Origin of the sequence: Gorillibacterium timonense (genome assembly GCF_001457415.1) — a bacterium.
GTDB classification, from domain to species: domain Bacteria; phylum Bacillota; class Bacilli; order Paenibacillales; family NBRC-103111; genus Gorillibacterium; species Gorillibacterium timonense.
In genome coordinates, this window is sequence record NZ_LN881721.1 from 265,301 (window position 1) to 281,343 (window position 16,043).

At 55.5% G+C, this 16,043-nt stretch carries 11 protein-coding genes; 7 read left to right on the forward strand and 4 right to left on the reverse strand.

Annotated features, from left to right (window positions below; all coding sequences use genetic code 11):
* Positions 1–37: 37 nt before the first annotated feature.
* The 3 genes from BN2684_RS03330 (at position 38) to BN2684_RS03340 (ending at position 3,714) form a co-directional block, all read left to right on the forward strand.
* A complete protein-coding gene (locus BN2684_RS03330; RefSeq protein WP_058300758.1) occupies positions 38–580 on the forward strand; it encodes a PadR family transcriptional regulator in 543 nt (180 codons plus the stop codon).
* Positions 577–1,404 (forward strand): CPBP family intramembrane glutamic endopeptidase, encoded by an 828-nt coding sequence (locus tag BN2684_RS03335; protein WP_058300759.1) that lies wholly within the window; start codon positions 577–579, stop codon positions 1,402–1,404. Before BN2684_RS03330 ends, BN2684_RS03335 begins: the two co-directional genes overlap by 4 nt.
* 219 nt (positions 1,405–1,623) lie before the next feature.
* Positions 1,624–3,714 (forward strand): CotH kinase family protein, encoded by a 2,091-nt coding sequence (locus tag BN2684_RS03340; RefSeq protein ID WP_058300760.1) that lies wholly within the window; start codon positions 1,624–1,626, stop codon positions 3,712–3,714.
* A gap of 407 nt (positions 3,715–4,121) precedes the next feature.
* Here BN2684_RS03340 and thrC read toward each other — a convergent pair whose 3' ends face one another.
* The 4 genes from thrC to BN2684_RS03360 form a co-directional block, all read right to left on the reverse strand.
* Positions 4,122–5,510: a threonine synthase gene (thrC, locus tag BN2684_RS03345; RefSeq protein WP_058300761.1), complete on the reverse strand. Its 1,389-nt coding sequence runs from the start codon at positions 5,508–5,510 to the stop codon at positions 4,122–4,124.
* A 363-nt stretch (positions 5,511–5,873) separates the two neighbouring features.
* Positions 5,874–6,326, reverse strand: a complete 453-nt coding sequence (locus BN2684_RS03350) for a YtxH domain-containing protein (protein WP_159065755.1) — start codon at positions 6,324–6,326, stop codon at positions 5,874–5,876.
* A 27-nt stretch (positions 6,327–6,353) separates the two neighbouring features.
* Complete coding sequence (locus tag BN2684_RS03355; RefSeq protein WP_058300763.1) at positions 6,354–6,806, reverse strand: DUF948 domain-containing protein; 453 nt, start codon at positions 6,804–6,806, stop codon at positions 6,354–6,356.
* Positions 6,807–7,824: 1,018 nt separating this feature from the next.
* Entirely contained in the window at positions 7,825–8,670 is an 846-nt protein-coding gene (locus tag BN2684_RS03360) for an MBL fold metallo-hydrolase (protein WP_234340143.1), read from the reverse strand.
* 173 nt (positions 8,671–8,843) lie between these two features.
* On the opposite strand from BN2684_RS03360, the gene BN2684_RS03365 reads away from it, so the two are divergent.
* Genes BN2684_RS03365 through BN2684_RS03385 form a run of 4 tightly spaced genes read left to right on the forward strand, consistent with a single transcriptional unit; the run spans position 8,844 to position 16,037 of the window.
* Positions 8,844–11,825 (forward strand): EAL domain-containing protein, encoded by a 2,982-nt coding sequence (locus tag BN2684_RS03365; protein ID WP_148449872.1) that lies wholly within the window; start codon positions 8,844–8,846, stop codon positions 11,823–11,825.
* 46 nt (positions 11,826–11,871) lie between these two features.
* Positions 11,872–13,011, forward strand: coding sequence for a glycosyl hydrolase family 8 (locus tag BN2684_RS03375; RefSeq protein WP_159065756.1), 1,140 nt, complete (start codon positions 11,872–11,874; stop codon positions 13,009–13,011).
* Between the two features lie 24 nt (positions 13,012–13,035).
* Entirely contained in the window at positions 13,036–14,574 is a 1,539-nt protein-coding gene (gene wsfD, locus BN2684_RS03380) for a glycan biosynthesis hexose transferase WsfD (RefSeq protein ID WP_058300767.1), read from the forward strand.
* A complete protein-coding gene (locus BN2684_RS03385; RefSeq protein WP_058300768.1) occupies positions 14,571–16,037 on the forward strand; it encodes a hypothetical protein in 1,467 nt (488 codons plus the stop codon). Before wsfD ends, BN2684_RS03385 begins: the two co-directional genes overlap by 4 nt.
* Positions 16,038–16,043 lie beyond the last annotated feature (6 nt).

Consider the following 16,043-nt stretch of genomic DNA (forward strand, 5'->3'; position numbering starts at 1 on the left):
GGAGTAAAAAAATCTCCTCTCTGTAATGGAGGTACCTATGATTGATGATATTATCTTGGGAATTTTGATGGAAGGGCCGATGAGCGGATACGACATCAAGCGGATGATCGACCAATCGGTGGGCTTCTTCTATACAGCAAGCTTCGGAAGCCTGTACCCGGCTCTGAAGCGGTTGACCGAGCAGGATTCCATCGCCGTAACGGAGACCGGTAGCAGCAAAAACAAGAAGATTTATACTCTCCTCCCGGCAGGAAAAGAACGCTTCTTAAGCTGGCTGGCGGAACCGCTCACCCGAGTGCGCAACGAGCATATGCTCAAGATTTTTTTCTATGATTATTTGGAGGAGGGCTTGCGGAAGGAACGTCTTCGCGCCTTTCACTCCAAGCTGCAAGGGGAGTATCACCGATTGAAGGCTGTGCAGGAGATCGTCGATAAGGAAACCGAAACAATCGATAATCCGGAGGATTACGTCTACCGGCTGTCGGTGCTCACGTACGGGTCGCGTTTTTTGGGAATGGTCCGGCAATGGGTTGAAGATCTTGAACAAGTCCACCAGGAGAAAGGAAATCGGAGCAAATGAAACCTTCACAAAACCATGAGGCTGTGCAAAAAACAGGATTTACCGGCAGACGCCCGATTCTCGCCATCGTATTGATCGAAGTTGCTTTGTTTCTCGCTCTTTTTTCAGCAGGGGCGTACCTCACGATGAACGAGCTGACAGACCAATCCCCGGTCCCCTATGCGTTTGTTCCGTTTGCGATTGTTCTCGCGGCTTACCTGCTCCTTCATAAGCGCTGGCAAAGATATGGCTTTCGCAGCATGGCGGGAGTGCCTCGACGAGAGCTGCTCTTCTACCTGCCGCTTGTGATCGACATCCTGGTTGTTCTGACCAATGGGATCGTAAATGGCTTCGAATTCGTATCGACTTCGCATGTTCTTTATCTGCTGTTCCTGGCTCTCCTGGTGGCTTTTGTCGAGGAGACGATCTACCGCGGCTTGATCTTGAACATTCTCCTGCAAAAGGGAGCCCGTACCGCCGTCATCGTGTCGAGTCTGCTGTTTTCACTCACGCATCTCCTCAATTTAATGGGCGGGCAGGACCTGGCTGCAACTTTACTTCAATTGTTGTACGCGCTTCTTGTAGGCTTGTCGCTCTCGCTTCTGTTCGTGAAGCACGGAAGCTTGCTTCCGCTCATGGCCTTCCATTTCCTGCATGACTTTACGCAATTCCTAGTCGCAGACGCCGAGTCGGTTCTGTTCGACAGTCTCGTCGTCGCTGCTCTGCTCTTCTCCTGCATCTGGCTGATCCTGGACGTTCGAAAGAACGGAAGCACGAGGGCCGGTTTCTCTTCAGACAAGAGCGGGGGCAGCGCTCCGGGAACGAAGCCGACTCTCTCCGAATAACAAACAACTCTTTCAACGGATATCCAACCTGCGAGACAGTCGAATGATTCCGCCCATTCTCTCTCAAGCTCCACTCTACAAGCCTCTCCCGGTGATTTGAACCGGGAGTTTTTTTGTTGAGGCATCAGGCAGGGGATGGATTGTAAAGGTTTTGTTAAGATTCATTAAAGGTTTGTCCCTTATGCTGGAAACGAATCTACTTGAAGGAGATGGTAAAACTTGATTCGCTTCCTGAAGAAAGGCATTCTTGTAGCGGCATCGGCGGCTCTCGTGGCGACGGCCGCGTTGGGCTTTGGAGGAATCCCTCCCGCTGAGGCCGCCTCAACAAGCGCAGGCATCGCTCAAGAATACGAGTCCCTTTTTAGCGGCGACCGGATTATCAATGTCAAGGTGACGATTGCCGACGACGATTGGCAGAGCATTCTGGAGAGCCCGCTGGACAAGGACTACAAGAAGGTCTCGGTTGAAGTCGATGGGCGCAAGCTAGACAATGTCGGCTTCTCTACCAAGGGAAACCTGACTTTGAAGGCCGTGGCTTCCATGACCGACTCCGATCGGTACAGCTTCCGCTTGAAATTTGACAAATACGACAAGAACCAGACCCTGCTGGGACTGGATAAGCTGACGCTCAACAACAGCTACTCCGACCCGTCCTTTTTGCGTGAATACCTGCATTACGAGGCTCTTCGGCAGCTTGGAATGGATGCACCCTTGACGGTATTCACCAATCTGTACATTAACGGCGAATTATACGGCTTCTACGTCGGAGTCGAGTCGATCGACGACAGCTATTTGGCCCGCAACTACGGGGACACTTACAAGGACGGGGTCTTGTACGACACGGAGGAAGGCAGCTATCTTCAATACGAGGAGAGCGGCGAGTACAAGACGATTACGGAGGATCTCGGGACCGACGAAAACAAGAGCGCTTTGCAGAATTTCATCAAAACCTTGAATGAAATGCCCGCAGGGGAAAAGGGCAGCATCGAGAGTGTGCTTGATGTGGATTCGGCACTGAAATATATCGCAGCCAACGCGGTTCTTGGCAACTATGACAGCTACAACGGCGACAAGGGCCATAACTACATGCTCTATGGTGACGCCAAAGGCAAATTTACGGTTGTCCCATGGGACTTCAACATGTCCTTCAACGGATACAGCGGCGGGGGAGGAAGACCCGGCGGACAAGATGCGGGAACCGCTACGGATACCGCCACCAACACGTCCACTAATACGCCAACTAATACGTCCACCAAAAATACGGATGCGGTCACGGCGGCGGTTGACCTTCCGGTTCTCGGAATTGAGATGGACCAGGTTCCGCTGATCAACAATTTGCTGAAGGTGCCGGAGTATAAAACCCGCTATTTGGAGTACGTGAAGGAGTTGACGCAATTCCTCAGCGGCGTTCCCGAACGCATCGAGGAGCTTGCGGATCTGATTCGCCCTTCGGTCGAAGCGGACCCGACGAAGTTCTATACGATGGAGGACTTCGAAGCGAGCATCACCTATTCGGCGAACGAGCAGCAGAGCGGCGGCATGGGCGGCACGCCTCCCACCGGCGCAGCGGAAGGCGGAGCGGGGATGACGCCTCCGGATGGAAATGCTCCGACGGGAACACCTCCGACTGGAACACAACCAACGGGAACACCTCCTGCCGGTGCGCCTACTGGAGCCAATCCTCCCGAACGGCCCGATGGCAGCCAAGGCGGGGAGCCCGCGAACGGGCAGTTCCCCGCTGGTGGCGGCGGACAAGGGATGGGGACGATGAAGGCTGGCTCCATCATGACCTTTGCATGGAACCGTCTCGTCAATCTGCAGAAGCAGCTGGGGCTGACGGTTACGGAGCTGCCGAACGCTTCCGGCACGACGGCGGGCGCGGGCACCTCCACTACGCCGAGCAATCCGGGAACGCCATCCACGACGGGTAATTCCGGCATTTCGGTAACCCTGGATGGCAAGAAGCTGACTTTCCCCGATCAGCAGCCTTATCTTCACAATCAACGCACGCTCGTACCGGTCGCCGTTCTGCTGGAGCAGCTTGGCGGGAAGGTCACCTGGAATTCTTCGAACAAGACCGCAACCGTGGTCAAGGATAACCAAACGCTCACCTTCACGATCGGCAGCGCGACCGTCGATGTGAATGGCCGGAAGGTGACCATGGCGGAGGCGGCTGCCCTTACCGGCAATCGGACGATGGTCCCCGTCGCTTTCCTGGTGGAGCAGCTCGGATACCGGATCACTTGGGACAACGCTACTTCCACCGTCCGGATCAGCAGTCCCGCTGCTGCGGCTTCACCGGCGGCTTAACTGCCAAGGTTTTGTGCTGAACAGCCGCGGTCCTGTGGCTGAACCATCAGGTCTCCGTGGCTGAAAGGCCGCGTAGTCCTTGCGGTTGAACCGGCCCTCCGTAGCTGAAGGGCCGCAGTCTCTGCGGTTGAACCTCAACTGCTCGCTCATTACTTGTCCGATCTAAAGAAAAACCGTTCTATCGAATGCATGGACGCGTGTCCATTCTTCGAGAGGAACGGTTTTTCTTCTTGTCTATACGGGGAGACTCGCTCCAGAGTGCTTTCCACTCCAGAACCGTCGATTCCGTGCTTATCCACTGTCCGGCCACGGAATCCGGACTGGAAATTTTACCCGGGAAATTCGCCCTGGAACTGGCCGTGGCCAAGTTATCGCCGGAGCACAAGGCGCGGCCAGATCGACCCTTGTCAAAAGAATCGCAGCAGCTCGCTCTTGATTGCTTCCGTTGAACCGTCCACGCGCGTGACGTGGCGGGACTTTTCGAAGAGAGCGGCGATCGGCTCCGGATACGTCTGGCCGATGCCGACAAGCCGAATGGACTCATCGAACTTCGCTGGATGGGCAGTCGCCAGCGTCACGGTGAGCTCGCCTTCGCTCGCGAGTTTCTCACTGGCCGCCACCCCGCAGGCGGTATGCGGATCAAGAAGATAGCCGGTGCTTTCGTGGCAGGCTCGGATGGCTTCGAGGCATTCCGCATTTTTTACGCCATAGGCTGCGAATGTGTTCTGCACAGCGGCGCGCTTGTCTGCCGGAATAACGATGCGACCATCCGTCTTCAAAGTGGCCATGAGCGAGCTCGTGGCTTCTGCGTCTTCCTCGTACAAGTAGAAGAGGAAGCGCTCGAAGTTGCTCGCCACTTGGATGTCCATCGACGGACTGTACGTGCTGCGGAACTCGCCCGGCTGATAGACGCCCTCCTGCACGAAGCTCTCGAGGATGTTGTTCTCGTTCGTGGCGAGGATCAGCTTGCCGATGGGCAGTCCCATGCGCCCAGCCAAATAACCCGCGAAGATATCGCCGAAATTGCCGGTGGGGACGCTGAAGTTAGGAGCGCTCTGTTCGCCCTCTTTTGCGAGCTGCAGTGCGGCATAGAAGTAGTAAACGGTTTGGGCCAGAATGCGGGCGATGTTGATCGAGTTGATGGCCCGAAGGTGATAGCTTCTCTTGAAATCAACGTCTGCGAACAGCTCCTTGATGATTCGCTGGCAATCGTCAAAGGTGCCCTCGACAGCGAGATTCAGCACATTGGCGTCATCCACAGTCGTCATCTGCAGCTCCTGAACCTCACTCACCTTGCCGTGGGGATGGAGAATGCAGATGCGAATGCCTTCCTTGCCGCGGACGCCTTCAATCGCCGAAGCGCCCGTATCGCCGGAGGTCGCTCCGAGAATGTGGATGACCGAGCCGGTTTTCCTGGAGATATAGGCGTAGAGCTGGCCCAGAAACTGCAGGGCGATGTCCTTGAATGCGAAGGTAGGGCCGTGAAAAAGCTCAAGCACCGCGAGGTCCGGCCGAATCCGCTTCACCGGCGTCACCGCTTCGTCGCGGAAGGTTCCGTAGCTGGAGTCTACCAGCTCCTTCAAATCCGCACGAGGAATTTCATCGCCCACATAGAGCGAGAAAACCTCCAGCGCAAGCTCCGGATAACTCAGCTCCTGCCATTTTTTCAGCGTTCCGGCATCCACCTGAGGAATGGATTCCGGTACGAGCAATCCGCCGTCATCGGCGAGCCCCATCAGGACGGAGTCGACGAATCCGATTCCCGCGATTCCGCCCCGCGTGCTTTTGAACTTCATGCTGACAGCCCCCTAGTCCACATCTTTTTTCATCATTGTAGCAGAAAGCATCATGTGCGGGTACCCTTCGACATCCTAACAAGGGAGGAAACGAGATAGGCAATTCTTATCGGGTCTATCATCAAAACGGGCAATCGGCACCGGCGAACTCACGCTGATAAGGAGGTGTTGGCGGGAGCGGGTGAGAGCGCAGGTACGCAGTTGCGTCCGATGCAAAAAAGCACTCTTGAAGCAAGAGAAACAACTGCGTCCGATGCGAAAATGCACTCTTGAAGCATAGGAGAAGCAATTGTGCCCGATGAAAAAAAGCTCCTCCTGTTCAGGAGAAGCTTGGGACTATTACGAGTTTCCATTCCATTTTCCTTACTCGGCAGCCTTCGGTTCTTCTGCTTCTGGTGACTGCTCTACAGGAGCCTCTTCCGTAGGAGGCTCCACCGAAGCAAGTACCGGTTCAACCGTCCGCGTCTCGGTGATGTCGATCATGCTGGGTGCCCGGAGATCCTTAACCCAGGATTGAACGTTGTCCTTCACGGCCGAGGCGGCTTCAGCTGCATGGATTGCCGTTTCCTTAACCTTGCCACCCAAATCGCCGGCCGTTTCTTTCACCTGCTTGGCAGCTTCCTTAGCCTTGTCTCCGGCTGCGCCAGCCAGCTCCTTGGTTTTCGCGCCTGCCGTGTGGGCGGTATCCGATATATCCTTGCGCAGCTCTTTGCCTGCCTTCGGAGCAAGCAGGAGCGCAGAAACAGCTCCGACCGCCGCTCCGATCACGGCTCCGAGTAGAAATCCGTTACCGCCTGTTTTTTTCTCTTCTGTCATCATTGCCACTCTCCTCTTCATTATGGATCAAGCCTGCGACTTTTCGGAATGCGATTTACGGCCTTCCTGCCAGTTCCGCCATAGGCGGACGCCGGTGGAGGTCCAGTCCAAAGCCTCCGTCCAGCGGCTGCGATTTGTGCGGACCTTGCGCTCCGCCTCTTGAATCGTGTCCGATACCGTGACCGAGGCTTGGCGAACGGTTCCTGCCACCTGCTGCACAGCCGTGCCGACCTGTTCCACGGATTGGAACAAAGCGTCCGCCGCGTTCAGCTTGGCCTGGACATTGTCGCTGATGCCTTGGAATTGCTGCAGCAGCTTGACCGATTCCTCGCTCAGTTGGCCGACCTGCTGCTCCAGAGCGCCGACGGTCTGCTCCATCCGGCTGATCGTGCTCTTGGCCTGCTTGAGGAGGCCGATGAGGAACCAGGATACCGCCAGCAAGCTGAGGGCAGCGACTGCGGCACTAATTTGGGCAATCATTGGCAAGTCCACCTCCTTTCCATGAACGATCCATTCTCTTCTCTCGAAATAAGATTCGCCGCGAGGCGTCGCTTCCCTCTTTTTACGGAGAGGAATGGAAATAGGAGTCATTCTGGGCGAAAAAAAGGTAGAGCGCCAGGGAAAACCTTCCGGAGTGTTTAAAATGGGTCATCTATGGATGACTGAATCAGATTGCCATTGATATATAAAGAGCGTTTCAAATAAGGAACATCGTTAGGGCGCGGCTCAGGCTCAGGCTCAGAAGAGAACTCTATGGGATGAGTCGAATCGGATGAGACGATTATTCCTGTCTTGGATCGGGACATTTGGTTAGGGAATGTAGCCGAGGACAGCTCCGGTCAAGGATAATCCATTTCCTTCTGAGGATCAGATATGTACGTTCGAACAACATGCATAAGGAGGAGGAATGTTGCACAAAATGCATGATTTCGGTTGAATGAACGAGTGAATTCATAAAATGATGCAATAAATGCAACATTTTTAACGTTTTTAGGTCATATTGAGCGAAAATGTTGCATGTAGTGCATTATTTCGAAGGAGAAAGCCCTCTTTTAAAAGGAAATGTTGCATAAATGTCATCATTTCTGAGAATGGCTTTCTTGAGGCCATCAATAAGAATGCGCGCAACGCGCAAAGACAAAACACGAAAAACGCGGGTTGGTTCATTGCCATCAGCGGCTTACACTTGTGATGAGCATGGGATTGCCACGAAATGAACGCGAGATACATGGACGAACTTAAGATGACTCGGAATGAACGCGAGATGAGCTTGAACATGGACGAACTTAGGATGCCGCGAAACGAACTCAGACTTGAGTTGGATCAAGCTTAGAAATGAACACAAGATGAACTGAACTCGAACCTGGGATAGACACAGGATTGACTCGGGATAGATTCACAAAATCGAAATCCTTCATGCCTGGCTTGTTTATCGCATTGACGGCTATGCGGCGAGCTTGAGGCGAGCCTGAGATAGCTGCCAAGAAAAAGGGTGGGCCTAATCGGAAGAAGAGCCGCAGGGCAGCCCGTTAGCGGCGAACCGCTCAAGGCTGTCCCGCAGCGCTACGCCAGCCATCGGCAGGCCGTGGCCGCAGAACAGGGCCTCCGGCTTCAGCCGGGCGAGCTTCTGCACCGATTCGCCAGCGCGATTCCAATCGTCGGTAAAGGGCTCGGGCGGGCCGTGAACCTCCTCTTCGCGCGCAAGAACCGTGAAGGCCGCTTCCGGCTTCACCGAAAGGATGGCGTCGCCGGCGATCAGGGTTCGATCATCCTCTCGGAACAGCGAGACATGGCCCTTCGAATGGCCGGGAGTGGCGATCCATCTCCATTCCGGCAGCCCCGGTACCGACCCGTCGGGAGGAAGCGCCAGAACCTGTTCCCCCAAATCGATTCCCTTATGGGGGTGGCGAGGCACGATGCGAGAGAGGAGTCCGCTTCCGCCGACGAGGACGCTTGCCGGGTAGTCGGCTTTCCCTGTGAGAAACGGAAGCTCATGCTTATGCGCGTAGACAGGGACATCCCAGCGCCGCAAGAGGCCGGGAAGGGAGCCGACGTGGTCGAAGTGGCCGTGAGTGAGCACAATGGCCAGCGGCGCCCGTCCCGCAAAAAGCTCGGCCGCCTTGCCCGCTATCGCGGCTGCGAAGCCGGGCATGCCGGCATCGATCAGAATCCAATCCGCCCCAGCGCTCTCTCCGATCAGGATGACATTGGAAGCGGCAGTCCTCATATAGTCGATATGGATTGGCATCGCTTCTCGGTTCATGTCGAGTCCCCCTCCGCTATAGGATGAGCGGGCAGCCGTCATCGCATCCGTTCCAATTGAGGACAGAGCCAATAAGAGCATGGGTTTGCTCGTCTCCCAGTAGGCTGCTGTGGCGAGAAGGTCACAACCCATGTAAAGATATTTTTTTCCAATAAGGGAGGAGGAAAAGAAAGGGTAGCGAATTAAGAATATTGTCGAAAAGAAACGGTTTTTGCGCGCAAGCAGGAACCTGCACCGGGGGGGGGTTGTTCGGAGTGAAGAGGAACCTGCACAAAAGTCGTTTGGCCTGTCTGTTCGCCGGTCTGCTTCTGCTTCAGCTCATCCTGGCGCTGCCTGTTGCCGCCGATTCGGAACCTCCTGTTACATCGAAGGTCCTGATTCTGAATTCCTACCACAAGGGAATGGAATGGACGGATGAGGAGACGGAGGGAATCACGAACCGGATTAAGGAAGTGAGGGGCTATACGACCCTATACACCGAGTATATGGATTGGAAAAGATATCCCAACGAGACAAACATCCGGCACTTTTATGAACGGGTGAAAGCGAAATATGAAGGCGTGAAGTTCGATCTCGTCATCACGACGGACGACATGGCCTTGGAGTTCGCCCTTGAGCATCGAGATGATCTGCTGGGCAATGCACCGATCGTCTTTTGCGGCGTGAACGAAGTCAGCGCGGAGCGTCTGACGAAGGGTCAGCATGGAGTAACGGGGGTTCTTGAGACGCTGGAACCCGGGGGCACGTTGAAGGCGGCCCTTCAGTTGAATCCGAATTTGAAAAAGGTGTATGTCCTCTTCGACAATTCCGAGAGCGGAATTTCCACCGGAAGAATCGTGATGGAGAAGATTCGATCGGATTTTCCTGGGCTGACCGGAATCCCCATGAACCAGCTCACGCGGGAACAGATTCTGGATTTAGCCGGAACGCTGATGAAGGACAGCATCTTCCTCATGACGACCTACTTTCAGGATAGCTCCGGCAAAACGATGGAGTTCGACGCCTTTTCCAAGGAACTGAGCACGAAGAGCAGGGTACCCGTCTATCATTTGTTCAATTTCGGACTGAACAACGGAGGGATTGGTGGAAGCCTGGCCAGCGGCACTCTCCAGGGAGAGGAAGCGGCGAATCTGGGGCTGCTTATCCTGAACGGGGAAAGGGTCGACAACATCCCCTTCTACGCAGCCGACACCACCCGACTCGCCTTCGATTATAACGAGTTGAAACGGTTCTCGATTCCATTCAATCGGCTTCCAAAGGATAGCGAGGTCATCAACCGGCCGTTTTCCTTTTACCGCACGTACCGTTCGCTTGTAATCGGGACGGCGGCTGCGTTTGCGGTCTTGATCCTGTTCATCGCCATCCTGATTTTCTATGTCGATCAGGTCAGGCGGATCCGCAAGAAGCTGGAGCAGAGCAATGAGCGGTTTTCGCTTGCAACCTATGGCTCTGCGGCAGTTATCTGGGATATGGATATGCTGAGTCAGAGATATTATTTTTCGGATATTTGGTACGAGCTGCTTGGCTATGAGCGCGGCGACCTGAATGAAGAGTTCGGGGGGTGGAGAACGATCATTCATCCGGATGACGTTCAAGCCGAAGCCAAAAACAAGCGTGAGCATATGAGCGGCGAGAAGCCGTATTACTTTTGCGAGTACCGGCTGCTGACGAAATCCGGTTCGTACAAATGGTTTCAAGTGAGGGGGATGGTGCTCCGCGACGCGCAAGGAGCACCCATCCGGTTCGCGGGTTCCATGACCGATGTGACGGATCGCAAGGATTTCGAGGTCAAGCTGCAGGATAGCTACCAGGAGCTGGAGTCAACGTACGAGGAGCTGACGGCCGTGCAGGCCGAGCTTCTTGAGCAGTACAACCGTCTGGTGGAGAATCAGACCATGCTCATCCAAAGCGAAGAGAAATACCGCGAGCTCGCCTACAACGATACGCTCAGCGGATTACCCAACAAGCGCTCCCTCGTGGAGACGCTGGCCCGGTTCACCGAGGAGAACAAACGAGCGGCAGCGGCTCTTCTGTTCCTGGACATCGATAATTTCAAATACATCAACGATACGATGGGCCATTCCTTCGGAGATCAACTGCTTGCCGCCTTCAGCAGCAGGCTGATCAGCCTTTCCGGACCGAACGACGAACACTTCCGGTTTGGCGGGGATGAGTATGTCATCTTCCTCAAGGACATCCAGTCGAAGAAAGAAGTGCTCGATTACGCCGAGCGCATGATCGAGGCCGTCAAGGAGCCGTTCTCGCTGCATGACAGCCTGCTCCATGTCTCCGTCAGCATTGGGATCGCCTGCTACCCGGACAACGGAACAACCGTGGAGGAGCTGCTTCAAAAAGCCGATGTGGCCATGTACAGAGCCAAGCAGGCGGGGAGAGGCGTCTATGCTCTGTACGAGCAGGAGATGCAGCAGGTTTTCGACGAGCGGATGAGGATTGAGCGGCATTTGCGCGAAGCTTTGCAGAAGGACGAGCTGCTCTTGTATTATCAACCCATTACTGTGATCGGGAACGATCAGATTTGGGGCTTTGAGGCGCTTCTTCGCTGGAACAGCCCGGAGCTGGGGTTCGTCTCTCCCTTCCAGTTCATCGAGATTGCAGAAGATTGCCGCCTGATCATTCCGATCGGCGAATGGGTGCTTACCTCCGCCTGCCGCTTCATCACTTCCGTGCATGAGCGGGGTAACAAGGATTGCCGCATCTCCGTGAACATCTCGTTGATTCAGCTCATGCAGGACGATTTTAACGAGATGGTTGTTCGGGTTCTGGATCAGACGGGGCTGACTCCTTCGATGCTGCAGATTGAAATCACCGAATCGGTCTTGATGAAATCGTTTGGAGCGATCATCAGCAAGCTGGAATTTCTCCGAGGTCTTGGCGTAAGCATTGCACTGGATGACTTCGGAACCGGCTATTCCTCGCTCAGCTACCTCAAACAGCTGCCGATCACGACACTCAAAATCGACAAATCCTTCATTAGCGGACTGAGAGAAGAGAAAGCGGGAGAGTCGCTCGCGGAATCGATCGTCTCCATCGGCCACAATTTGGGGATTGAAGTGACGGCGGAAGGGGTAGAAACTAGAGAGCAATTAGAAGACTTGAAACGGATGAATTGTGATAAAATACAAGGATATTACATCAGCCGGCCCATACCCGAAGAGGAAGTACACAACTGGCTCTTGGTCAACAGCGCCTTTCATGACGGGACTCAAGCCGGATAATGCAGGCGCGTGAGGGGATGGGACCGGCAGTTGAGGGCGTGATTTCGTGCGTTCCAGAAAAATCCGAATCCGATGGAAAACCGCATTCCTTGCGCTCCTTCTCCTGACTCTGCCTGCTTGCAGGGAGAAAGCGGAGGTCCTACACTTACCTGAACCGAGTCCGCTTCTTTCGTCACGACTTCATACGGGAAGCCTGGACGCGAATAGCGGAAGGGAAGCAACCGATCTTTTTCTTCAGCGGGCCATGACCGGTCCATATGGCATTTATACGAATTACTTGGAGACGAATCAGGCGGGAGAGCTAGCATCGGGGCATGAGGTGCTGAGCGAGTCCGCTTCTTTGTCCATGCGCATTGCGGCCCGAACCGGCCAGAGGGAGCGGTTTGAGGCGGCGTGGCGGACGGCCCGAGACACGTTCGAACAGGAGTGGGGCTTCAGCTACCGCTATAGCCCCAAGCAGAACAAGGCGTACGCCATGGGCGCTTCGGTGGATGATCTCCGGATGATTCGCGCTTTATACGAAGCGGGAGAAGCCTTTCAAGAACCCGCCTATTCCCGGGAAGCGGACAAGCTCGGAGAACGCTTCGCCCAGTACAATGTGAGCGCGGGCAGCTTGCGCGATTTCTATGACTCGGTTTCGCATAAGACGAACACGTTCCTAACTTTGTGTTATGCTGATCTTCGGACGCTGCAGCAGCTGCCTGCGTCGGCGAAGCCGCAGTCCCTGCTGGAGAATACGCTCTCTACGGTAGAGAAGGGATATTTGTCCGACGACTTTCCCTTCTATGAAACACGATATGACTATAAGGACAAGCGGTATGAATCGGAGTCGATTCGAACTGTGGAATCGCTTTTGACGATCCTTCACCTGACCGAGGTAGGCAGAGAGCGGGAAGCCAGCATCCGTTTTATTAAGGAGCAGACGCTCAAGGGGGCGCTTTACGGCGAATATACGCGGGATGGGAAGCCCATGAATCAAGTGGAATCGACCGCGATCTACGCCATTGCCGCGATGATCGGGGCAGAACGGGGCGATGCTCAGCTGTACGAGGCCAGCCTCCGAAGGCTTGAAGCGTTCCGAGTAACGGACACGGCCAGCCCGCTCTTCGGAGGGTTTGGCAATGCAACAACGAAGGAAGCTTATTCCTTCGACAATCTGATGGCGCTCTTGGCGTACACCTATTGAAACCGACATCAGGGAGGGGACAGCATGATGAACAGCATTGGAGCTCTCAAGAGGATCGGGTTCACTCTCCTGCATCGAATCGCCTCCCCTTCCTTCCTGGCCGCACTCGGAGTTCTCATCGTAACCGGATGGGCGTTGTTCATCCCTCCGTACATCGGAATGGCCGACAACGGAGACTACTTCCGCATCCTGTACCCGAACGGCCTCTTCTTCCACCTGCCCGATTATGACAGCCGTTATTTCGGCTATTTTGTCCGCACGTACGGGATCTTCCAATACTACAACGAGAATTCCGCGATGGTGTTCACCTCGCAGTCGCTCTTCATCCGTGCGGCGCTCGCTCTCAACAAGCTGCTGTACAGTGGAGAGGTTTTCGACTTGCGCTTTCAGGCTGCGATCTTCACGGTGCTCTATACGGTCGGCATCTATCTCCTGGTGGAGGGTTTGACCTATAAAGTATCCCGCCGGCGAGGGTGGATCATCGCCGCTCTCGCCGTGTTTATCTTCGGGGATACCGCTTATACGGCCTACTTTCAATCGTTCTTCGGAGAAAGCGTCATGCTGGTGGCGCTGATCTTTGTTGCGGCTTCCTGGCTTCTCTTGTGCAGGAGAAGATTCAATGATTATGTGATGCTCGGCCTGTTTGTAGCCTCCGCTCTGCTTCTCACCACCTCCAAGCAGCAAAATGCCCCTGTCGGCATCCTCCTTGCCATCCTCGGTCTTTCTCTTCTGTTCCTGCGGCGCGGCCGCCCCTACCGACCTCTGGTCATGCTGTCGCTTGTTGGGCTTTTTGTCGCGGGGGTGGGTACGTACGTGCTCATTCCGCAGGAGTTCGTACATATTAACCAGTACCATGCGATGACACGGGGGGTACTTCTCGGCTCGACGGACCCGGAAGAGACGCTTCGCTCGTTCGACATCAACGAGCAGTATGCCATTCTCAAGGACAGCATCTATTATGAGCAGTACTCGACGGTCGACGTCGACTCGCCTCTGCTCGAACGGGACTTCTACAGCCAGTACGGGTTTGGCTCTGTTCTCGGCTATTACCTGTCTCATCCGGACAAGCTTGGCAATCTGCTGAATGTCGCCGCCAAGCAGGCGTTCTCGATCCGCCCGGCCGCTATGGGAAATTACGAGATGTCGGCGGGCAAAGGCTTCGGGACGCAAACCCGTTTTTTCTCGGCCTACAGCTTGATCAAGAAGCAGGGAGCGCCCAAAACGTTCGGGTTCATCGCGTTGTGGGCGGTGCTCAACCTCGGCTTGCATCTGCCCGGTTTTGTCCAGGCGTGGAAGAAGCGGGACTTCAGGCAGATGCAGAAGCTGTTCTTGATCGTCGCCTTACTTCTGGCCGGTTTCTCCGGAATCCTGGTCTCGATCATCGGAGCGGGAGACGCCGACTTGTCCAAGCATGAATTCTTATTTACGCTCGCGTTCGATCTCGTGACCTTCATCACGGTAGCGGATGCGATCTCTCGCCAACTGCTGCGTCCAGGCAGGTCGACGGTGGAAGCGGCGGGCGTGAGCCCAGAGGCCTCTCCGAAAGGAGGGGAGACGACATGAACATTCGGAATGGTATGCGGCTGCCGAAAGGAGCGAAACTGCGGGTAGGAAAGCTTCTTCTTGTCGGATTGCTCCTATTCGCCGCTGCTTTCACGGGAAGCGCCGGAATGGTTGTCTTCGCTGCCCCATCGTCAGGAGCTGCTCCAGCCGGAGAAGCCCCCGCTCCGGAATCCGTGCTGCTGCTCTATGACAGCTTGGCAAAAGGGACGGCGGACGAGCGCACTCTTCCGGTAGTGGAGCGTCTGCTCTCCGCATTCGGATCGTCCGTGACACCGGTCAGCCTTGACCGGTACAAGTCGGGAATGCTGGAGGAGTATCCCCGCACCATCCTTCTGAGGAACCGGCCGGATCTTGCTCCATCGGAGGAGGTCCTGGCCGAGCTGAACCAGTACGCCGGAAAGCGGTTCGCGTTGTTCGGAAGCGCAGCCGCCTCGCGCACAGGTGAAGGCTCCGCCGCCGATCCGCTCGCAACATGGGCCGAGAGTCGGGTTTCGCAGCTCCCGACGGGCGCAGATGGAACGCTCAAGCTGGCGAATGCGCTGCGAGAGTGGTTCGGGGTGAAGAAAGAAGGGGACGTTTACCTGCTGATTAAGGAGGCATATCCCTTCTCCGATTTGGACTTGCTGGAGGAATTCGCCGATCGGCTCGGCGAAGCGGGCATCCCGTTCCTGCTTGCGACGCGCCCGGTCTTCAGCAATACCGAATATCCGGCCATGCTCCGATACCTGGAGTCGTTAAAATATGTTCAGTCCCGCGGGGGCTCCATCCTGGTCCAGACCCCGGTAGTCAAGCTGGCAGCGACCCGGGCGGACACTACCCTGCGCTCGAAGATGGACGGCTTTCTGGATACCTTGATGAACGGAGGGATCGTCCCGCTCGGAGTCGTATCGGAAGCGTATTGGACGTATGATCGGGAATTCGCGGAGGGCGGTCTGAGCTTCTTCGACTCCGCTGCCCTCCTCCCGGACGTGAATCCGGTTTATATGGAACGCCTGCCGAGCTCGAAGGCGTTTGCCTCCTCTCTGTATACCTTTTCTCCCGAGGAGCTGCCGCTGTCGGAGCTATCCCAGGCGAACCTTCCGACTTTTCCAGTCGATACCGCCCTCGCTTATGACCTGCCCGAGACGAGGGAGGAGATGGAGGAGCTGCTTCGGCAGCTAAAGGCCTCCTGGCTGGATTATTCCGATTACAAGAACGAGGCTCATACGGTGCGGACGGAGCGTCGAATCGCTTCTTCCGCGGATGGGATCCTTACGCTCGATGGACAGCCGGTCAGCATCGATTATGTGCCGCGGCAGGTGAGCGCGGATTTCGAATACGCGACCAAGGACCCGGTGAGCTTCGCCCGGTTGTTCCGCGCACAGAACCGCTTCTTCCTGGTCATCATCGTGGCGGCCCTAATCGCATTTGTGGCGCTGATCGGGATCGGTCGCCGGCTGTACCGGAGGAAATTCCTGAAATGAGGTGGA